The following is an 18,840-nucleotide window of genomic DNA, read 5'->3' on the forward strand; positions in this document are numbered from 1 at the left end:
ATCGCGGTTCGAATTTCGCAGGGGCGTGGCCGGGAGGTGGTCGACCCGTCTCCCAGCCGATCGTCATCAGGACTTCACGAGTCCGACCGAGCGCAGGACGTCGCCGACGCGCACCTGCTCTTCCTTGAGGAAGACCTTGAAGGGCTCGCCGGCCAGATAGAAGTCCTCCCAGCCGCGCTGCTTCAGGATCTCGGCCCATTCCTTGGACTTGACCAGCTTGTCCATGGTGTCGGTCAGAGCCTTCTTCTGGTCCGCCGTGATGTCCGGGCCCGCCATGATGGCACGCCAGTTCACGACTTCGACATCCATGCGCTGCTCCTTGAGAGTCGGAACGTCGGCGTTCGCCAGGCGCTTGCCGGACGAGATCGCAAGCGCCCGCAGCTTGCCGGTCTTGATCTGGCTCTCGAACTCGCCGTACCCGGAGATGCCGGCCGTCACGCGGCCGCCGAGCATCGCGGCAAGGGCTTCGCCGCCTCCCGAGAAGGCGATGTAGTTGACCTTCGACGGATCGGAGCCGGCAGCCTTGGCGAAGAGCGCCGCGAGGATGTGGTCGGCGCCGCCCGCGGAACCACCGGCCCAGGTGACCTTCGCCGGATCGGCCTTCACGGCATCAGCCAGTTCCTTGACCGATTTGATCGGCGAGTTGGCGGGCACGACGATCACGAGCGGATCGCCGGTGAGACGCGCGATCGGCGTCACCTGATCGAGAGTGACCGGCGACTTGTTGGTGAGGATCGCGCCCACCATGGTGATGCCGTTGACCATGAGCTGGCTCGGGTCGCCCTTCGCCTGGTTGACGAACTGGGCCAGGCCGACCATTCCGCCTGCACCGGTGACATTGGTCACCTGAACGCTCTTGGCGAGACCCGTCTGGGTGAGCACCTGCTGAATCGAGCGGGCCGCCGAATCCCAGCCGCCGCCCGGTCCCGCCGGAGCCATGATCTTAAGTTCCTGCTGCGCGAAGGCCGACGAGGCGACGAGGGTCAGGGCTGCAACGGCAACGCCGCGGATTGTCTTGGTGAAGTGGCTCACGAGTTCCTCCCTTTAAGGTTGCGTGAGGTGTTGAACGCAAAGTGGACGTTGCCTCTCAGCGTCTGATGGTCGGCGAAGCCTCTCGCCGGGTCCTTTCACCGTTGCCGGTGAACTCTGGTGCAGGCGTCGCGCGGCCTGTGGCCTGCGCGTTGACGACGCGCTGCAGGATGAGCGGGATGATGCCGCCGCTGCGCAGGATCTCGATCTCGAGACTGGTCTCGATGGCAGTGATGGCAATGAATGTTTCATTTGCTCCCGACGCGCGCCGGATCGTGACCGGCACAGAGCCGCGTGGGATGATCCGGCTGGGATCGGCTTCGATGAAGATCTGATCGCCTGGGCGCAGGTGCAGATTGCCGGGATGCAGATCTGCCGGAAGGCGCAGAGGCAGAACACCCATGCCGATCAGGTTCGAGCGGTGAATACGCTCGAAGCTCGAGGCCAGGACGGCGCGTGTCCCAAGAAGTGCTACGCCTTTTGCGGCCCAATCCCGCGATGAACCCATGCCATAGCGCTCGCCCGCCACAACGACGACGGAGGCTCCTTCGCGCACATAGCGTTCGGCGGCACGCCAAAGCGGCAAATGCTCGCCCGAATCCACATGAAGCGTGAAGCCCGGCGCGATCTGCGGATCGAGCAGGTTGCGGACGGACTTATTGGTGAACAGGCCTCGGACCATCGCCTCCCAATTGCCGCGTCGGGACGCAAAGACGTTGAGGTCGCGTCGATTCTCGCCGCGTTCGACGAGGTACTCGGCGGCTTCGCCCGTTTGCGGAATCTGTCCGGCGGGTGAGATGTGATCGGTGGTGATGTCGTCGCCCAGCACGAGCAGCGGATGCGCCGCATAAGTGCCGAGAAGCGTGCCCTTGCCGAAGCCCGCGAAGGGCGGGCGGCGGATATAGGTCGAGCCCGGATCCCAAGGGAAGAGATCGGTGGCGGGAGCATCGAGCACCCGCCATGTCTCGCTGGCCTCGGCCTTCTCATAGGAGATGTCGTAATCGCCGGCATTCATCGCCATGCTGAGAGCCGCATCGATCTCATCGCCGCTCGGCCAGAGATCGGCGAGCCTGATCTCTTCGCCCGACGCCGAGCGCCCGATCGGCTCGACGAGAATGTTGCGGTTCACATCGCCTGCGAGCGCAAACGCAACCACGAGCGGAGGCGAGGCCAGAAAGCCGGCTTCGAGCTGCGGATGAACGCGTCCCGGGAAGTTGCGGTTGCCGGACAGAACGGCGACGGGAAGAATGCCGCGTTCCGTCATGGCCTGCTCGATGATCGCAGGCAACGGACCCGAATTGCCGATGCAGGTGGTGCAGCCATAGCCGACGATGCCGAAGCCCACCGCTTCAAGATCGTCCAGCAAGCCGGCGCGGTGGAGATAAAGCTCGGCCGTCGGCGAACCGGGCGCCAACGATGTCTTCACCCATGCAGGCGGCGTGAGGCCGAAACGGCGCGCCTTGCGGGCGACGAGGCCTGCAGCGACGAGGAGCCTCGGATCGGAGGTGTTGGTGCAGCTCGTAATCGCCGCAATGGCAACCGAACCATGGCCGGGGTTCGTGTCGGAGGCCGGACGCCCCGCGAGCATGGGAGCGAGCGCTTCGACAGTCTTGCCTGCCGAAATGCGGTCCTGCGGACGGCGTGGTCCTGCAAGGCTGACCTCGACCTCGTCGAGATTGATCTCGATGCTATCCGTGTAGCGTGGGCAGCCTTTAGGATCGAACCAGAGACCCTGCTGCTTGGCATAGTCCTCCACGAAGCGGACATGCTCCGCAGAGCGGCCTGTCTCGCGTAAATAACGCAGCGTCTGTTCGTCAATGGGGAAGAAGCCGGAATTGGCGCCGAATTCCGGCGTCATGTTGGCGATGACGGCGCGGTCGCCTGCGGAGAGTGTCGAAACGCCCTCGCCATAAAACTCGACGAAGCGGTCCGCCAGATCGATGCGCCGGAGCCGCTCCGTGACCGTCAAGGCCAGATCGGTCGCGAGCACGCCCTGCTTCAGGCGTCCCTTCAGGCGCACGCCGATGACATCTGGCACGCGGATCATCACGGGCATGCCGAAGAAAACGCTTTCCGCCTCAAGCCCGCCGACGCCCCAACCGAGCACGCCGATGGCGTTGATCATCGGCGTATGGCTGTCCGTGCCGATCAACGTATCCGGCATCGCCCATGATACGCCATCTGACACGCCATCGCGCTGGGACGTGGTCACGACGCTTGCCAGCCGCTCGAGATTGAGCGTGTGCATGATGCCCGTGCCGGGTGGATGCACGCGAACGCCCGTGAGAGCCCGTGTGGCCCATTTCATGAAGCGGTAGCGTTCGGCATTGCGCCCGAATTCGCGCTCCATGTTGCGCAGAAGCGCATCGGAGGTGCCGAACACGTCAACGGCGACGGAATGGTCCGTGGAGACATCCACCGGCAGGACGGGATTGAGCAGGCGCGGATCGTGCCCTGCTTCCGCGAGCGATGCGCGCATTCCGGCGATATCCACCAGCGCTGGCCCGCAGGTCGTGTCATGCATCAGGACACGGCCGGGCAGGAAGGGGATCTCCTCTTCGCTGCGTCCGCTCTCCAGCCAATTCAGGATCGCGTCCCTGGCCCTGGGGGCATCGTCGCCCGCACTGCGCAGGACATTCTCAAGCATGATCCGCAGGATATGCGGCAGCCGCTGAAGGCTGTCTCCCGCTGCCGTGGGGAGATCGACAATGCAATATCGCCGCCCATCGAGGGCAATGGTTGCTGCAGCTTCTCGCGTTTCCGGTTCATGATTCATAGCTCACAATTGCATAATACAAACGCTAAATGCAAAGCAATAATTGTATTTTCAAGGTAGAATATGCTAAATGAGTGTATGCCAGCCCAATCCGGTTTAGTCTGCGACTGGCTGCGCGCAGATCGAAAGCTCCGGACATAAGATGCTAAGCTGTCGAAGATCGCCTGTTTTCGAATCGGGGTAGCCAAGCCCCGACCGGCCTTCTCGCGTCAGCGATCTAGCGATTTTGAAAATCAGACCAGGCGGATCGCTCTACCGCCTTACGTAGCCAGGATAGCGTGCGCTGATCTCGTCTACATGGGAGAGGGTGCCTGAGAGGTGATCGCGCAGATGCTGCTGCGCCTCGTCGGGCTTGCCGTCGGCAATGGCCTGCACGATCAGCTTGTGATGCCGCACGATGCCTTCGATCTTGCCCGGCGTCGGCAGGTTGAGACGGCGCAGCCGGTCGATATGTCCGCTGCGGCTGCGCACGAGCAGCCAGAGATCCTGCATCTGGGCGGCTTCGTAAAGAGTTCGGTGAAAGTCCTGATCCGCGACCTCGAAAGCCTGCAGATCGTTGGCCTCCATCAAGGCTTGCTGCTGTGCGACGATCCCCTTGAGCCGCGCGACCAGCCTTGGGTCCGGGTTCAGGGCCAGACTGCGCACGATCTCAAGTTCCAGGGAGCGTCGCAGGAAATGAGCCTGATGGGCCAGGGTCAGGTCGATGGGGCTGACCACCGTCGCATGCTGCGGAAAGACGTCCACAAGGCCTTCCTCCTCGAGCCGCATCAGAGCGTCGCGGATGGGCGTGGAGCTGACCCCGAACTGCGCAGCAAGCGTCGTCCGCGACAGGGTGGTGCCCGGCGTCAGCTCCAAGGACAGAATCGCCTCCCTCAAGCGCTCGAAAACCTGAGGCGCCGCCTGACGGCCACGCTCCAGACGCTCCGGGCTTTGAAGGGGGGCTTGCTGCTTCAATGCTGGCTTGGACAGCGACATTCTGGACAACCTGACTTATCTATTGAGCTTCTATAGCACACTTGCGGGTCGTGCACTAATGCATTAGTGTATGAGTTGCCGGAACGGAAGTGCCGGATCATCCCGAAGCCTCCGCGAAGAGGGGCCACCCTGAGGAAATACCATGAAGAAGCAGATGAGGCGCCTTGGCGCCGGTATTGCGGCTGCCGTTGGATTGCTTGCTCTCGCAGGCGCGGCTCAAGCTCAGCAAAAGAGCGAAATCTCCATCACCCGCCAGCCCGGCATTCTCTATTTGCCGACGCACGTCATCGAAAAGCAGCAGCTGATCGAGAAGCACGCAGCGAAACTCGGCCTGCCGGAGCTCAAGACCAAGTGGGTGACCTTCAGCGGCGGCGGTGCGCAGACCGATGCGCTCCTGTCCGGCGGCGTCGACATGGTGAATACCGGTGTCGGCAACCTGCTCCTCCTATGGGATCGCACTAAGGGTGGCGTGAAGGGCATCGTGGCGACATCCGCGCAGCCGCTGGCCCTCGTCACGCACGATCCCAAGATCAAATCGCTCAAGGATTTCGGACCTGGTGACAAGATCGCGGTGCCGACCGTGAAGGTCTCGACCCAGGCCATTCTGCTGCAGATGGCGAGCGCAAAGGAATTCGGCGAGGATCAATGGTCGAAGCTCGACGCCAACACGGTGCAGCTCGGCCATCCGGACGCGGTTGTGGCCATGACCAATCCACAGCATGAGGTGAAGAACCACTTCGCCGCGCCGCCCTTCCAGTACATCGAGATGAAGAATGTGCCGAATGCGCGTATCATTCTGCAATCGCCTGACATCATCGGCGGGCCGCTGACCCAGGGCCAGTTCTTCACGACGACCAAGTTCGCCGAAGCCAACCCGAAGGTGATCGAGGCGGTTCGCGCCGCGTCGAAGGAGGCGCAGGATTTCATCCGCTCCAATACCAAGGAAGCCGTCGACATCTACAAGGAGATCACCGGCGACAAGACGAGTGCCGAGGATCTGCTCGCGTGGCTCAAGGAGCCCGGCATGATGGAGTGGAATCTCCAGCCGCAGGGCACGATGAAGTTCGCCGAGCATCTCTACAAGATCGGCACGCTCAAGACGAAGCCTTCGTCCTGGAAGGATTTTTACCTGCCGATCGCGCATGATCTGAACGGCAACTGATTGAGCCCGTGCGCCCTGCGATACGGCGGGGCGCATCGCCACCATTTCATTTCAGGTCTTCATTCATGTCCGTTCTTCTCGATGTCAATGGCGTGACGCTGCGCTACAAAACGCCCAGCGTGCTCGTGACGGCGACCGACAGGGTCAGCTTTCAGGTCAACCAATCGGACCGCTTCGTTCTGCTCGGGCCCTCCGGCTGCGGCAAGTCCACGCTTCTCAAGGCCGTCGGCGGCTATTTGCACCCGAGTGAAGGCAAGATCCGCATCAAGGGCCGCGAGGTCACGGAGCCCGGCGCGGACCGGATGATGGTCTTTCAGGAATTCGACCAGCTTCTGCCGTGGAAGACGGTGCTGGAAAACGTGATGTTCCCGCTTCTCGTGGCGCGCAAGCTGCCGCGCAAGGAGGCGGAGGACAGGGCAAAGGCCTATATCGAGAAGGTCAATCTCACCCGTGCCGTCAACGCCTATCCGCACACCCTTTCGGGCGGCATGAAGCAGCGGGTGGCGATTGCCCGCGGCATGGCGATGGAGCCGGACATCCTGCTGATGGACGAACCGTTCGCGGCGCTCGACGCGCTCACCCGCCGGACCTGTCAGGACGAGCTTTTACAATTGTGGGAAGACACGAAGTTCACCGTGCTCTTCGTCACCCACTCGATTGCGGAAGCGATCAAGATCGGCAACCGCATCCTGCTTCTCTCGCCTCATCCCGGCCGCGTGAAGGCCGAGGTCAACGACGTGGACCGCGTCTCGCCGACCGATGGCAGCGCGGGCCAGCTCGAGAAACACATCCACGAACTCCTCTTCGCGGAAGAAGGCGCACATTAGGGATGACGCTCATGAGCAATGCACAGATCGTGATGCGCGCCGAGACCACATCGGCGCAGACTTCGACGAGCGAGGTGGAGCGTAAGCTCAGCACCTTGGAGCTCGCATGGGGAAACGGCTTCGTCCGCAAGACGGTGATCATCATTCTTCTCGGGATCATCTGGGAAATCTACGGACGTTATCTCGACAACCCGCTCCTCTTCCCGACCCTTCTCGACACCCTGTCGACCATGGTCGACCGGGTTGCGGACGGGACGATTCCGCTGCGTGCCTGGACATCGCTGAAAGTCCTGCTGATGGGCTACGCCTCGGGTGTTGCCATCGCGTCGATTCTGACGATCCTTGCCATCAACACGCGCATCGGCACGGACTTCCTCGAGACGATGACGGCCATGTTCAACCCGCTGCCGGCCATCGCGCTTCTGCCGCTCGCGCTGATCTGGTTCGGCCTCGGCAACGGCAGCCTCGTCTTCGTTCTCATCCACTCCGTTCTCTGGGCCGTGGCTCTCAACACCCATTCGGGCTTCCTCGGCGTGTCGCAGACCTTGCGCATGGTCGGGCGCAACTACGGACTGAAAGGTCTGTCCTACGTGTTCAAGATCCTGGTGCCGGCAGCCTTCCCGTCGATCCTCACCGGATTGAAGATCGGCTGGGCCTTTGCCTGGCGCACCCTGATTGCGGCGGAGCTCGTCTTCGGCGTGTCGTCGGGACAGGGCGGTCTCGGCTGGTTCATCTTCGAGAACCGCAACCTGCTCGACATCCCGTCGGTCTTCGCCGGATTGCTCACTGTCATCATCATCGGTCTCGTCGTTGAGAACCTGATCTTCAGGACGGTCGAGCGCAAGACCATTCGGAAATGGGGGCTCCAGAGCTGAGCTGTCGCTTGGCTCTTCCATCCGACCCGATCCATTCAATAGGTATCACTCATGTCGCCCAAGAAGACACCTGATGCGCTGCGCAGCGCACGCTGGTTCGCGCCCGACGATCTGCGCGGCTTCGGCCACCGCTCCCGCATGATGCAGATGGGCTATGCCCCCGAGGATTGGGCCGGACGTCCCGTCATCGCGATCCTCAACACCTGGTCCGACATCAACCCCTGCCACGCGCATTTCAAGCAGCGCGTCGACGACGTCAAGCGTGGCGTGCTGCAGGCCGGCGGGTTCCCCATCGAGCTGCCCGGCATCTCTCTGGCGGAGCAATATGTGAAGCCGACCACCATGCTCTACCGCAACCTGCTCGCCATGGATGTTGAGGAGCTGCTGCGTTCCCATCCCGTGGACGGCGTGGTGCTCATGGGCGGCTGCGACAAGACCACGCCCGCCCTCCTGCTCGGAGCCACGAGCGCCGGCCTGCCAGCCATCTATCTGCCGGCCGGCCCGATGCTGCGCGGCAACTGGAAGGGCAAGATCCTGGGCTCCGGCTCCGACGCCTGGAAATACTGGGACGAGCGCCGTGCCGGAAACATCTCCGATGCGGATTGGCTCAACATGGAGGCCGGCATCGCCCGCAGCTATGGCACCTGCATGACCATGGGGACCGCCAGCACGATGATGGCGATTGCGGAAGCCATCGGCATGACGCTGCCGGGGGCATCCTCCATTCCGGCCGCGGATGCCAACCATATTCGCATGAGCGCCGAATGCGGTCGCCGCATCGTCGAGATGGTGTGGGAGGATCTGACGCCGAACAAGGTCCAGACCCGTGACGCATTCCTGAACGGCATCGCGGTCGCGATGGCCATGGGCTGCTCCACCAATGCCATCATCCACCTCATCGCGCAGGCGCGTCGTGCCGGACAGGATATCGGGCTTGGCGATTTCGAGGCCGCGAGCCGCAAGGTCCCCGTCATCGCAAATATCCGTCCGAGCGGCGACAAGTACCTGATGGAGGATTTCTTCTATGCGGGTGGCCTGCCTGCCCTGATGATCCGCATCAGGGATCATCTCCATCTCGACGTTCTCACCGTGAACGGCCGGACATTGGGCGAGAACATTGCGCAGGCGGAAGTCTACAATGACGATGTCATCCGGACCGTCGACAACCCAATCTATGCCGAGGGTGCGCTGGCGGTACTGAAAGGCAATCTCGCGCCCGACGGCTGCGTGATCAAGCCGAGCGCCTGCGATCCGCGCTTCCTGAAGCATACGGGTCCGGCGTTGGTGTTCGACGATTACCCGTCGATGAAAGCCGCCATCGAGGACGAGAACCTGGTTGTCACGGCCGATCACGTCCTCATCCTCCGCAATGCGGGTCCCCAAGGCGGACCGGGCATGCCGGAATGGGGCATGCTGCCGATCCCCAAGAAGCTCGTGAAGCAGGGCGTGCGCGATATGGTACGCCTGTCGGATGCACGCATGAGCGGCACGAGCTACGGCGCGTGCATCCTGCATGTGGCGCCGGAGGCTTATGTGGGCGGACCTTTGGCCCTGGTGCGGAACGGCGACATGATCTCGCTCGATGTGGCTGCGCGTACGATCAATCTCGACGTGCCCGCCGAGGAACTGGAGCGCCGTCGCGCCGCCTGGGTAAGGCCGGAGCCCCGCTATGAGCGCGGCTATGGCTGGATGTTCACGCGCCACATCAAGCAGGCCCATGAGGGCTGCGACTTCGACTTCCTGGAAACGAGCTTCGGCGCGCCCGTGGGCGAGCCCGCCATCTTTTAGACGATTGGAGACAACCATCATGGCACTTCACCCCGAAACCCGCGAGAAGCTCAAAACCGTCAGCACCGCGACGCTCTGCACGGCCCTCTACAAGCGCGGCCTGCGCAACCAGTTCATCCAGGACGTGCGACCGCTCAACCCAAACCTCGGCAACATGGTGGGCGAGGCCTTCACCCTGCGCTACATCCCGGCGCGCGAGGATCTGAACCCGATCAGCGTGTTTCAGGATCGTGCTCACCCGCAGCGGAAGGCCGTCGAGGAATGCCCTCCCGGCGCCGTGATGGTCATCGACAGCCGCAAGGATGCGCGTGCGGCGTCGGCCGGCGGCATCCTGGTCTCGCGCCTCATGAAACGCGGCGTGGCGGGCGTTGTCACCGATGGCGGCTTCCGCGACTCGCCGGAGATCGCACGGCTCGATATCCCGGCCTATCACAACCGACCTTCGGCTCCCACCAACCTCACCCATCATCAGGCGCTCGACATCAATGTGCCGATCGGCTGCGGCGACGTGCCGGTCTGGCCGGGGGACGTGGTGGTCGGCGACGGCGAGGGCGTGGTGGTGATCCCGGCGCATCTTTCCGACGAGATCGCGAACGAAGCCGTCGAGATGACGGCGTTCGAGGATTTCGTTCAGGAGGAGGTGCTGAAAGGCCGCTCGATTCTCGGCCTCTATCCTGCGACGGATCCGCAGACGCTCACCGATTTCGCCGCATGGCGCGAAGCCAACAGGCGCTGATCGGCGTCGTTCAATTTATCGTTCCAGGGGCACGCGATCATGGCGTCTTCAGCCGTCAAAGTCTTCTACAACAGCCTCGGTACGCCCGAGATCTACGCGTTGATGCAGCGACTGAAATCCCCATCCCTGGAGCTGGTGCTCCTGGAGAAGGACGACGACGAGGAGCGGATCGCCAAGGTCCGGGACTGCGAAGCGATCATTGCCGCCGCAACGCCGCTGACGCGCAGAACCATCGCGGCTGCTCCCCGGTTGCGCTTCGTCCAGCACCAGGGTGTCGGCTATCACGACACGGTCGATGTGCCGGCTCTGGTCCAGCGAGGCATCCGCCTTGCAGTGAGCACTGCCGGCACCATCGGCGTTGCCGAGCATGCCGTGATGCTGGCCCTTGCCGCCGCAAGACGGCTGACATTCGCGGATCCGGAACTGCGGCGCGGGCAGTGGCACGCCAACAGCCTGCGCCCGGTCTCCATCGAGCTTGCCGGCAAAACGGTGGGATATGTCGGCATGGGCCGCATCGGCCAGGCCGCGGCTGAGCGTTTCAGAGGGTTCCAGACCCGCGGGCTCTATTCCGATCCGAACGTGCGCCTGCCGCCGGAGCGCGAAGCGGCCCTCGGGCTCGAGCCGGCATCCCTGGAGCATATTCTGCGTGAGGCCGATATCGTCACTCTCCATCTTCCGCTCACCGCGGAAACGCGCAACCTCATCGGACGCGACGAGCTCGCTCTGATGAAGCCGAACTCCATCCTCATCAACACCGCACGCGGCGGGATCGTGAATGAGGCGGCTCTTGTGGAGGCTTTGAAAGCGGGTCGGCCCGGCGCCGCCGGCGTCGACGTGTTCGAAACGGAACCGATGCGGGCCGATCACCCGCTCGCCATGCTGCCCAACACGGTTCTGACGCCTCATATCGCGGCAGGAACCTGGGATTCGTTCGTGGGCAAGATGGATTCCGTTTTGTCCAACATCGAAGCCTTCTTCGACGGGCGTCCGGTACAGAACGAGATCATGCTGGGATCAATGGCGTAAAATCTCGGCCGAGCCTCGATGGTCAGAATGCGGTCTCCGTCAGGATGAGAATGCCGCCGATGAGGATCATGACGAAGGCGGGCCAATGCGTCTTGAAGCTGAATGCTTGCGGGCTCTGTCTCGGCTCCAGACTCGCCTTCGTCCCGGTCCTTCCGCCTGGTTTTGCGTCGCTCAGTCGTCCTGGCCAAAGAGCTCGAGCGGCTCCGTAGAGCACACCGATGATGACGAGCAATGCGCCGATCCAGGTGAGGAGAAAGCCCGCTTCCATGGAACTCTCCCTGCTCTTCTCTCATCCAAAGCTCACAGACCGGGTACAAAGAACGAGATGCGCGAGAAAAGCGTGTGGTCTGCTTCCAGCACCATGATGCCGACGAAAACCAGCACGGCGCCCATCGGCACCAGGATGGCATAGACGAGCGCCAGACGTTCCCACGCCATGTGCATGAACACGGCGACGATGAGACCTGCCTTGAGCACCATGAACAGGAGGATGAGGGAATATCGCAGGAAACCTTCGAGCTGGAAGTAATCGACCAGATACGAGCATGTGCTCAGGATGAACAGCCACGCCCAGACCACGAGGTAGAGCTTGATCGGATGCTGCTGTCCGTGCGCGTGGGTGGAAGAATGTGCCGCTGCCTGTGCCATGACCGGCCCCTTACCAGAGATAGAAAAAGGCGAAGATGAAGACCCACACCAGATCGACGAAGTGCCAGTAGAGACCCATGATCTCGACGGCCTCGTAGTTGCCCTTCCGGCTGGTGAAGAAGCCCTTTCGCTCATGATCGAAATCGCCACGCCAGACTTTTCTGGCGATGATGAGAAGGAAGATCACGCCGAAAGTCACGTGCGTGCCGTGAAAGCCCGTGATCATGAAGAAGGTGGAGCCGAACTGAGCCGCGCCCCACGGATTGGTCCAGGGCCGCACGCCCTCATGAATCAGCTTGGTCCACTCGAAAGCCTGCATGCCGACGAAGGTGGCGCCTAGGAGTGCCGTCAGGAGCATCAGGGCTGCGGTCTTCCTGCGGTCGCGGCGATAGGCGCAATTCACCGCCATCGCCATGGTTCCGCTGCTGCTGATGAGCACAAAGGTCATGATGGCGATCAGGATCAGCGGCAGCGTCGTGCCGCCGATGGTGAGCGCGAAGACCTCGCTGGGGTTGGGCCACGGTATCGTCGTGGACATTCGCGCCGTCATGTAGGAGATGAGAAAGCTGCTGAAGACGAAGGTGTCGCTCAGCAGAAAGATCCACATCATCGCCTTGCCCCAGGACACGTTCTTGAACACGCTCCTGTCGGAGGAGAAATCGGTGGCGATGCTGCGCAGGCCGGAGCTGTCGGTATGGGCTGTTTCGAAGTTGGAAAACGTGTGCTCCGTCATGACCAGAGCTCCTCTCACACCAGCAACTGTCGGCAGATATCGATCACATTCCCGGCCCAGCCGGTCAGGATGCTCAAAAGAACCAGCCAGACGAAAAGCAGGAAGTGCCAGTAGGTGGCGCACAGCTCCACGCTGAGCTGCAGGCGCTCCGGCGCGATGCCTCGCCACGCTCTTGCGATGGTTCTTCCCAAGGCTATCAGGCCTCCCAAGAGATGCAGGCCATGGATTCCCGTCAGCACGTAGAAGAACGCGTTGGCCGAGTTGGACGCCAGGAGATAGCCATCGGCCGTCAGTTGCCGCCAGGCCAGAAGCTGACCGGACAGGAAGGCCAGGGCCGTCACGCCGGCCGCGAGAAGGCCGAGCCTCAGTTCAACGTCCTCTCCGCGGCGGGCCGCTTTTCGGGCTCCATGCAATGCGATGCTGCTCAAGACCAGCATTCCCGTATTCAGCCACAGGATCTGCGGAAGCGGCAGCGCACGCCAATCCGGCATCTGCATCCGGATCGCATAGGCGCTGATGAAGAGAGCGAAGAGTGAGCCGACCACGGCCAGAAAGACGCCCAGGCCGACCTTCGCGGTCGATGAAGGAGTTTGTCTGGTCGGGCGCCAGTCGATGGCAGCGCCTTGTTCGAGCCAGGGCTTCGACATCAGGCCCTGCCGCGAGAGCCACCATGTGGCGATGATGAGCAGCGCAGTCAGGAAGACGAGGATGCTACCCATGGATCGTTCCTGATGCTGGTTGTGCGCTCGGCTGGTTCTGCGGCACGAAGTCCTCGGCCGCGCCCGGCACGCTGTAATCGTAGGCCCAGCGGTAGACCACCGGCGGCCTCGCGCCCCAATTGCCGTGCGGAGGCGGTGTTTCGGGCGTTTGCCATTCGAGCGTCGTCGCCTTCCAGGGATTTCCGCCGGAGGGTCTTCCGTAGCGCAGGCTCCAGAACAGATTGAAGACGAAGACAAGCTGAACCGCGCCGACGATCAGCGCCACGATGGTGATGAAGGCATTGAGCGTATGGGCCGAGGGCGGAACGAAGCTCATCTCTCCAATTTCGTAGTACCGGCGCGGAACGCCCATCAGACCGAGGTAATGCATGGGAAAGAAGATCGCGTAGGCACCAAGAAACGTGACCCAGAAATGGAGCTTTCCGAGCGGATCGTTCAGCATGCGCCCCGTGATCTTCGGATACCAGTGATAGATCGCGCCGAAGATCACGAGGATCGGCGCGACGCCCATGACCATGTGGAAGTGGGCGACCACGAACATCGTGTCCGAGAGCGGAACATCCACGACGACATTGCCGAGGAAAAGGCCCGTAAGCCCTCCATTCACGAAGGTGACGATGAAGGCGAGCGCAAACAGCATGGGGACGGTGAGGTGGATGTCCCCGCGCCAGAGGGTCAAAATCCAGTTATACACCTTGATCGCCGTCGGGATGGCGATGATGAGCGTCGTCGTGGCGAAGAAGAACCCGAAGTAAGGGTTCATGCCGCTCACATACATGTGGTGCGCCCAGACGATGAAGCTGAGTGCGCCGATCGCCAGAAGCGCCCAGACCATCATGCGATAGCCGAAGATGTTGCGCCGTGCATGGGTGCTGATCAGGTCGGAGACGATGCCGAAGGCGGGAAGCGCGACGATGTAGACCTCCGGATGGCCGAAGAACCAGAACAGGTGCTGGAAGAGGATCGGGCTCCCGCCGCTGCGATCCAGGGGCTGGCCCATCTCGACAATGGCCGGCATGAAGAAGCTGGTGCCGAGCGCTCTGTCGAACAGCATCATCACGGCACCGACGAAAAGGGCCGGGAAGGCAAGGAGCGCCATGAAGCTCGCGGTGAAGATTCCCCAGACCGTCAGGGGCATGCGCATCAGGGTCATGCCGCGCGCTCGCGCCTGCAGCACGGTCACCACATAGTTCAAGCCGCCCATCGTGAAGCCGATGATGAAGACGATCAGCGAGACGAGCATCAGGATGATGCCCCAGTCCTGTCCTCCCGGCGTGCCCGAGAGGATGGCTTGAGGCGGATAGAGCGTCCAGCCTGCGCCCGTGGGGCCACCCGGCGCGAAGAAGCTCGCGACCAGGATCAGCACGGCGAGCAGATAGACCCAGAAGCTCACCATGTTGACATAGGGAAACACCATGTCGCGCGCCCCGACCATCAGGGGGATGAGGTAATTGCCGAAGCCGCCGAGGAAGAGGGCGGTCAGCACATAGACCACCATCATCATGCCGTGCATGGTGATGAACTGGTAATAGGCGTTGGCGTCGATGAAGGAGAAGACGCCCGGGAAGCCGAGTTGCAGGCGCATCAGCCACGACAGCACAAGGGCGATGAGGCCAACCGTCAGAGCCGTGGCGGAATATTGGATGGCGATGATCTTCGCGTCCTGACTGAAGACGTATTTCGTGACCCAGCTATGCGGGTGATAGAGCTCGACATCGTCGACATCGGCCGCGTGTGCCGGCCCGATGTGACCGAGTGGAACATCAACCATCAGGATCCTCTCCCTGACCGTTTCCTCTGCCCCTTTGCCCGTCGCTGTCCGACGGTTCGTTTATTGGGCTGCAGGCGCAAGACGCGCGAAACTCCGCGACGCCTGTCCCTCAAGCCATGCCTGGTAGTCTTTCTGCTCCTGGACGACGACCGTCCCCCGCATCTGCGGATGTCCGACGCCGCAGAGTTCCGCGCATAGGATTTCGAAGGTTCCGGTCCTCGTCGGCGTGAACCAGATATAGGAGACCTGGCCCGGCAGCAGATCCATCTTGGCCCGCATTTCGGGCACGTAGAAATTATGGATGACGTCGACGGAGCGCAGCAGTGCCTTGACGGGTTTGTCCACGGGCAGCCGCAGCTCGCCGCCCTCGATGATCACGTCGTCCTGCCCCTTCGGGTCATCGCGGCTGATGCCTAATGGATTGTCGGGACTGACGAGGCGCGTGTCGCTCATGCCGAGCTTGCCATCCGGGCCTGGCAGCCTGAAGGCCCATTGCCATTGCTGACCGAGAATCTCGATATCGGTGGCGTCCTCGGGAACGGTGATGAATTGCCGCCAGACAAACAGGCCCGGCATCAGCATGGCCGCGACGCCGACACCTGTAATGACGGTCAGCCATAGCTCCAGGCGCTTGCTTTCCGGTTCATAATGAGCCTGCCGGCCCGGCTGATGCCGGAAGCGGTAGACGCAATAGGCCATGAAGAAAACGACCGCGACGAAGACCGCGCCCGTGATCCAGAAGGTGATGACGATCGTGGAATCGATATAGCCCCAGTTCGAGGCAATGGGCGTCCACCACCAGGGGCTCACAAGATGGAAAACCACCGAGCCGACGGTGATTAGAACCAGTATAAGCGCTACAGCCATCCCCGTTCACCCTTGCCTTAAGAGGCTGCTGGCATGAAACAGAAGGCGATAACTTCTCGGCTAAAGCAATCTCTCAAGAAAAAGTCGAAATCGCTTTAGTCGGCACTACGCGACGACGCGCACAACACTGCGCTTCCCAGGAAAAACCTTCACGCGCCCAAGACGATGAAGACGACCTGTTAAGGTCGCTCAAAGCTATACCTAACGGCTGAGTTGGTCAACGAGAGGCTGAGCGTAGCAGAGCCGGGACACGCCGGATGCAGGCCTGCTGGTGACGGAGTCGCCCCGCGGATGAGCGCCCGGAGAGCTTACTGCCCGTTGTCGATCTCGATCGAGCGACAGATACCTCCAACGGGGCATTGCGCTGTGTCAGCGGTCCTGACCCATGCCGGGTCGGCAGTCAAGGAGCGCCCGCAGAAACTGGAGTCGCGAACATAACGGTCATAGGTCGTGGGGCCGGTCCGCAGCACCACTGCACCCTGCGACGCGACGATCTGTCTGGCTTGCCGGCAGGTCATCGCCAGGGTCGTGGCTGACGATTGCGCCATGGCGCCCGCCGACAGGCTGGCAAAGAAAAAGGACGCAAGAACGCGTCTCATACTGCTGCTTCCTGGTGTCTATTCTGAGCGATGCAGGAAAACAAGCGCGATTTCCTGCTGTTCCCTGAAGGGGCGGCTTCAACTCTGAAGTTCCGGCGGAACTCCTGACACTTCTTCGTGATCATGGTCGATAGGCACGAGGAAGACGACAAACAGGCCGTCGTCTTCCTCATCATCGAATTCATCGGGATCCGGGCCCAACGTCTCGGAGGCTGCACGCTCCTGCTGCGAAGCCGGGCGAATGTTCAGCTGCGTCGCTCCATCCCACAGCGGGGTCCCCTGACTGGTCATCACCGTCAGATCCTGCTTGAAAACATCGCTTTCAAAAACAGCACGTGCGCGAGCTTCGTCTGCGTCGACGACGGCAATGGCTTTGCCGCCGATCTCAAGAGTAAACATGATTGTTACCCTCTGTCCTTGTGCCTGGTCCGGCAGCCGTCATTCAGCATCAGCTATTTCTAAACGCGCAATGGTCTCGGTCAGCTCCTCGCGAGGAGCCGGCTTTTCAAGCCAAGGCACATCCTGCAATTCTGCTGGCATGCTTTTGGTGTGGGGAAGGCCTAAGTCAACGGCGAAAGGTGTGTTGCGCTCCTTCAATGCGTGCGCAAGAGACAGGATGTCCCATCCCGAAGCGATATATCAAGCACAGCCACATAAGGCGTGTTGTGCTCTCGCCATCGGAGGGCATCGGCGCAGGACAGAAAGGGGCCTGCCGCGGCAAACCCGGCCTCCTCCAGGAAGGCTTCGAGAGACATTCCAATCAGTGCTTGGTCTTCGACGATCATGCAACAGGGAGAGGTCATTCCTCGGATCTCCAGGGCTTGAGGACAAAAGAGCCCTGCCGGAGGAGACAGCCGGCAGAGCTCCCAGGGAGGCATGATGACATGCAATCACCATCCACCGACCCTTTTATAGCTGGAGAGCCGATCCCTCATTCACTTGGGTAAAACTTGGCTTTAAAAAAGCGGGGGGTGAATTTCTGCATCACCCTATCGTCTGCATCTCGATGGCATGACTTTTCGTGACGTCCGGCACTTCGGCGGGGCGGCGCTTGGCTCCCTCGCGGAGGATGGTGCGACCGCCTTCCTTGTCCTCGCCGCCGCCGATGATGAGCGGCCCCTTCGACCCTCGCTTCCTGCGTTCCGCCATGATTCCCGATGCTCTTCTCATCCCGAAATGTTTTCACGTGAGCGGATGGATGGAGCGCAAGCCACGCTCCGCCCAGCTCGAGGGCACAGCATGGGTGGTTCAGGCAGCGCTCGGGGTGTAGCCAGCCTCGATGACGAGGGCGTTGATCGCCGCGAGGTCGGCGATGCCGCGAACGAGAACGATTTTCGAGGCCGGATCCGCCTCGACTTTGGTTCCTGGCAGGCCGCCTTCGATCGCTTTGGTGATGGCGCTGACGCAATGGCCGCAGGTCATGTCCTTCACCTTGAGAGCCAAGGCATTGGAATCATGCTCGACGGCTTTGCTGTTTTGGGACTGATGAATGCTGCATCCGCACATGAGACGAACTCCGATGGGTATCGATGAGCAGACGATGCACCCTCCCATCATGACAAGGTCAAGCGTGTCATAGGCAGGTTGCTAAAATCGTTCCACGGGCATGCTGGATGAGATCGGATTTTCCGGATCAGCGATTGTCCTGATCATCATCGTCGTCATCGTCCCAGTCACGCATCATGGCCCGGCGGCCGGGTCCCATCATCCCTCGACCCATCATGGCTCGCGGCATTAATCGAACGAGAATATGGAGCCGCCGCTTCTGAGCCTCATCCAGCGTCGCATAGAGCGGAGCAGCCGCATCGGCCAGCTTTCGCATGGCATCGGCTCCCTGGCTCATGTGGTCGGCCATGGCGCGAAGCGTGCCGACAGGGTCCATTCTCATCATGTCCCGGTTCTGCCGCATGACCTGCATATGAGCTATGTGAAGGCGGGCGAGACTTCTCAATGCATCTTCAACGGGAGGCCATAGCTTCTCCTGCTCGGCGGAAAGCCTCAGCCCGGCCCGGAGAGCCGCAATATGGGCGTCGGCGAAGGCGCTCATATCCTCGGCCGAAAAGCGGCCCATCATGCCTCCGCCGGGCCCGCCCATCATGGGGCCGTGCATCATGTCCATGCGGGACTGAGGCATGGTCTGCATCATCTGGCCCATGGGCATCTGAGATCCTGGTTGAGCCGGGGATGTCTGAGCCAGCGCCGGAGCGGAGAAAGCGATCAGGGCCGCAGCGAGAGCAGAGATCTTCATGGCAATTCTCCTTGGTGCACGAGGTCCGCTAGAGCGTCTCATCGTTTGGCGCGGAAAAACC

At 61.8% G+C, this 18,840-nt stretch carries 20 protein-coding genes; 6 read left to right on the top strand and 14 right to left on the bottom strand.

Annotated features, from left to right (window positions below; translation table 11 throughout):
* Nucleotides 1-66: 66 nt before the first annotated feature.
* The 3 genes from ACUXUR_RS12765 to ACUXUR_RS12775 all read right to left on the bottom strand — a co-directional run bounded on the left by ACUXUR_RS12765 (nucleotide 67) and on the right by ACUXUR_RS12775 (nucleotide 4,780).
* On the bottom strand, nucleotides 67-1,032 hold the full coding sequence (locus tag ACUXUR_RS12765) for a Bug family tripartite tricarboxylate transporter substrate binding protein (protein ID WP_445502725.1): 966 nt from the start codon (nucleotides 1,030-1,032) through the stop codon (nucleotides 67-69).
* A 55-nt stretch (nucleotides 1,033-1,087) separates the two neighbouring features.
* Nucleotides 1,088-3,805 carry an aconitate hydratase AcnA gene (acnA, locus tag ACUXUR_RS12770; RefSeq protein ID WP_445502726.1) on the bottom strand — a complete coding sequence of 906 codons (2,718 nt, stop codon included), beginning with the start codon at nucleotides 3,803-3,805 and terminating at the stop codon, nucleotides 1,088-1,090.
* A 252-nt stretch (nucleotides 3,806-4,057) separates the two neighbouring features.
* Nucleotides 4,058-4,780: a GntR family transcriptional regulator gene (locus tag ACUXUR_RS12775; protein ID WP_445502727.1), complete on the bottom strand. Its 723-nt coding sequence runs from the start codon at nucleotides 4,778-4,780 to the stop codon at nucleotides 4,058-4,060.
* 154 nt (nucleotides 4,781-4,934) lie between these two features.
* Between ACUXUR_RS12775 and ACUXUR_RS12780 the strand changes: the two genes are divergently transcribed.
* The 6 genes from ACUXUR_RS12780 (at nucleotide 4,935) to ACUXUR_RS12805 (ending at nucleotide 11,194) form a co-directional block, all read left to right on the top strand.
* Nucleotides 4,935-5,942: an ABC transporter substrate-binding protein gene (locus ACUXUR_RS12780; RefSeq protein ID WP_445502779.1), complete on the top strand. Its 1,008-nt coding sequence runs from the start codon at nucleotides 4,935-4,937 to the stop codon at nucleotides 5,940-5,942.
* Between the two features lie 65 nt (nucleotides 5,943-6,007).
* Entirely contained in the window at nucleotides 6,008-6,769 is a 762-nt protein-coding gene (locus tag ACUXUR_RS12785; RefSeq protein WP_445502728.1) for an ABC transporter ATP-binding protein, read from the top strand.
* 32 nt (nucleotides 6,770-6,801) lie between these two features.
* Nucleotides 6,802-7,644 carry an ABC transporter permease gene (locus tag ACUXUR_RS12790; RefSeq protein WP_445502780.1) on the top strand — a complete coding sequence of 281 codons (843 nt, stop codon included), beginning with the start codon at nucleotides 6,802-6,804 and terminating at the stop codon, nucleotides 7,642-7,644.
* A gap of 51 nt (nucleotides 7,645-7,695) precedes the next feature.
* Complete coding sequence (araD, locus tag ACUXUR_RS12795) at nucleotides 7,696-9,432, top strand: L-arabinonate dehydratase (protein WP_445502729.1); 1,737 nt, start codon at nucleotides 7,696-7,698, stop codon at nucleotides 9,430-9,432.
* Nucleotides 9,433-9,451: 19 nt separating this feature from the next.
* A complete protein-coding gene (locus ACUXUR_RS12800; protein WP_445502730.1) occupies nucleotides 9,452-10,168 on the top strand; it encodes a ribonuclease activity regulator RraA in 717 nt (238 codons plus the stop codon).
* 39 nt (nucleotides 10,169-10,207) lie between these two features.
* Nucleotides 10,208-11,194, top strand: a complete 987-nt coding sequence (locus ACUXUR_RS12805) for a 2-hydroxyacid dehydrogenase (RefSeq protein ID WP_445502731.1) — start codon at nucleotides 10,208-10,210, stop codon at nucleotides 11,192-11,194.
* Nucleotides 11,195-11,216: 22 nt separating this feature from the next.
* Here the strand turns inward: ACUXUR_RS12805 and ACUXUR_RS12810 are convergent, their stop codons facing one another.
* From ACUXUR_RS12810 to ACUXUR_RS12860, 11 genes are all read right to left on the bottom strand, one after another.
* Nucleotides 11,217-11,462 carry a hypothetical protein gene (locus ACUXUR_RS12810; RefSeq protein ID WP_445502732.1) on the bottom strand — a complete coding sequence of 82 codons (246 nt, stop codon included), beginning with the start codon at nucleotides 11,460-11,462 and terminating at the stop codon, nucleotides 11,217-11,219.
* 32 nt (nucleotides 11,463-11,494) lie between these two features.
* Entirely contained in the window at nucleotides 11,495-11,842 is a 348-nt protein-coding gene (locus ACUXUR_RS12815) for a cytochrome C oxidase subunit IV family protein (protein WP_445502733.1), read from the bottom strand.
* Between the two features lie 10 nt (nucleotides 11,843-11,852).
* Nucleotides 11,853-12,575: a heme-copper oxidase subunit III family protein gene (locus tag ACUXUR_RS12820; RefSeq protein WP_445502734.1), complete on the bottom strand. Its 723-nt coding sequence runs from the start codon at nucleotides 12,573-12,575 to the stop codon at nucleotides 11,853-11,855.
* A 14-nt stretch (nucleotides 12,576-12,589) separates the two neighbouring features.
* The gene (locus ACUXUR_RS12825) at nucleotides 12,590-13,294 is read right to left on the bottom strand and encodes a cytochrome c oxidase subunit 3 (protein WP_445502735.1); all 705 of its coding nucleotides are present in this window, start codon (nucleotides 13,292-13,294) and stop codon (nucleotides 12,590-12,592) included.
* Nucleotides 13,287-15,065 (bottom strand): cytochrome c oxidase subunit I, encoded by a 1,779-nt coding sequence (gene ctaD, locus ACUXUR_RS12830; RefSeq protein WP_445502736.1) that lies wholly within the window; start codon nucleotides 15,063-15,065, stop codon nucleotides 13,287-13,289. Before ctaD ends, ACUXUR_RS12825 begins: the two co-directional genes overlap by 8 nt.
* 60 nt (nucleotides 15,066-15,125) lie before the next feature.
* Nucleotides 15,126-15,932: a cytochrome c oxidase subunit II gene (locus ACUXUR_RS12835; RefSeq protein ID WP_445502737.1), complete on the bottom strand. Its 807-nt coding sequence runs from the start codon at nucleotides 15,930-15,932 to the stop codon at nucleotides 15,126-15,128.
* Nucleotides 15,933-16,240: 308 nt separating this feature from the next.
* Complete coding sequence (locus ACUXUR_RS12840) at nucleotides 16,241-16,531, bottom strand: hypothetical protein (protein WP_445502738.1); 291 nt, start codon at nucleotides 16,529-16,531, stop codon at nucleotides 16,241-16,243.
* A gap of 78 nt (nucleotides 16,532-16,609) precedes the next feature.
* On the bottom strand, nucleotides 16,610-16,930 hold the full coding sequence (locus ACUXUR_RS12845) for a hypothetical protein (protein ID WP_445502739.1): 321 nt from the start codon (nucleotides 16,928-16,930) through the stop codon (nucleotides 16,610-16,612).
* A 585-nt stretch (nucleotides 16,931-17,515) separates the two neighbouring features.
* Entirely contained in the window at nucleotides 17,516-17,680 is a 165-nt protein-coding gene (locus ACUXUR_RS12850) for a hypothetical protein (RefSeq protein ID WP_445502740.1), read from the bottom strand.
* Nucleotides 17,681-17,779: 99 nt separating this feature from the next.
* A complete protein-coding gene (locus tag ACUXUR_RS12855) occupies nucleotides 17,780-18,037 on the bottom strand; it encodes a heavy-metal-associated domain-containing protein (protein ID WP_445502741.1) in 258 nt (85 codons plus the stop codon).
* 127 nt (nucleotides 18,038-18,164) lie between these two features.
* Nucleotides 18,165-18,779 (bottom strand): Spy/CpxP family protein refolding chaperone, encoded by a 615-nt coding sequence (locus tag ACUXUR_RS12860; protein WP_445502742.1) that lies wholly within the window; start codon nucleotides 18,777-18,779, stop codon nucleotides 18,165-18,167.
* Between the last annotated feature and the right edge of the window lie 61 nt (nucleotides 18,780-18,840).

Source organism: Microvirga medicaginis (assembly GCF_052658925.1).

What these genes read in the sequence shown, in the direction of transcription:
- acnA (WP_445502726.1), bottom strand. Translation starts at nt 3,805, where the DNA reads ATGAATCATGAACCGGAAACGCGAGAAGCTGCAGCAACCATTGCCCTC.
- ACUXUR_RS12775 (WP_445502727.1), bottom strand. Translation starts at nt 4,780, where the DNA reads ATGTCGCTGTCCAAGCCAGCATTGAAGCAGCAAGCCCCCCTTCAAAGC.
- ACUXUR_RS12780 (WP_445502779.1), top strand. Translation starts at nt 4,935, where the DNA reads ATGAGGCGCCTTGGCGCCGGTATTGCGGCTGCCGTTGGATTGCTTGCT.
- ACUXUR_RS12785 (WP_445502728.1), top strand. Translation starts at nt 6,008, where the DNA reads ATGTCCGTTCTTCTCGATGTCAATGGCGTGACGCTGCGCTACAAAACG.
- ACUXUR_RS12790 (WP_445502780.1), top strand. Translation starts at nt 6,802, where the DNA reads ATGCGCGCCGAGACCACATCGGCGCAGACTTCGACGAGCGAGGTGGAG.
- araD (WP_445502729.1), top strand. Translation starts at nt 7,696, where the DNA reads ATGTCGCCCAAGAAGACACCTGATGCGCTGCGCAGCGCACGCTGGTTC.
- ACUXUR_RS12800 (WP_445502730.1), top strand. Translation starts at nt 9,452, where the DNA reads ATGGCACTTCACCCCGAAACCCGCGAGAAGCTCAAAACCGTCAGCACC.
- ACUXUR_RS12805 (WP_445502731.1), top strand. Translation starts at nt 10,208, where the DNA reads ATGGCGTCTTCAGCCGTCAAAGTCTTCTACAACAGCCTCGGTACGCCC.
- ACUXUR_RS12810 (WP_445502732.1), bottom strand. Translation starts at nt 11,462, where the DNA reads ATGGAAGCGGGCTTTCTCCTCACCTGGATCGGCGCATTGCTCGTCATC.
- ACUXUR_RS12815 (WP_445502733.1), bottom strand. Translation starts at nt 11,842, where the DNA reads ATGGCACAGGCAGCGGCACATTCTTCCACCCACGCGCACGGACAGCAG.
- ACUXUR_RS12820 (WP_445502734.1), bottom strand. Translation starts at nt 12,575, where the DNA reads ATGACGGAGCACACGTTTTCCAACTTCGAAACAGCCCATACCGACAGC.
- ACUXUR_RS12825 (WP_445502735.1), bottom strand. Translation starts at nt 13,294, where the DNA reads ATGGGTAGCATCCTCGTCTTCCTGACTGCGCTGCTCATCATCGCCACA.
- ctaD (WP_445502736.1), bottom strand. Translation starts at nt 15,065, where the DNA reads ATGGTTGATGTTCCACTCGGTCACATCGGGCCGGCACACGCGGCCGAT.
- ACUXUR_RS12835 (WP_445502737.1), bottom strand. Translation starts at nt 15,932, where the DNA reads ATGGCTGTAGCGCTTATACTGGTTCTAATCACCGTCGGCTCGGTGGTT.
- ACUXUR_RS12840 (WP_445502738.1), bottom strand. Translation starts at nt 16,531, where the DNA reads ATGAGACGCGTTCTTGCGTCCTTTTTCTTTGCCAGCCTGTCGGCGGGC.
- ACUXUR_RS12845 (WP_445502739.1), bottom strand. Translation starts at nt 16,930, where the DNA reads ATGTTTACTCTTGAGATCGGCGGCAAAGCCATTGCCGTCGTCGACGCA.
- ACUXUR_RS12850 (WP_445502740.1), bottom strand. Translation starts at nt 17,680, where the DNA reads ATGGCGGAACGCAGGAAGCGAGGGTCGAAGGGGCCGCTCATCATCGGC.
- ACUXUR_RS12855 (WP_445502741.1), bottom strand. Translation starts at nt 18,037, where the DNA reads ATGTGCGGATGCAGCATTCATCAGTCCCAAAACAGCAAAGCCGTCGAG.
- ACUXUR_RS12860 (WP_445502742.1), bottom strand. Translation starts at nt 18,779, where the DNA reads ATGAAGATCTCTGCTCTCGCTGCGGCCCTGATCGCTTTCTCCGCTCCG.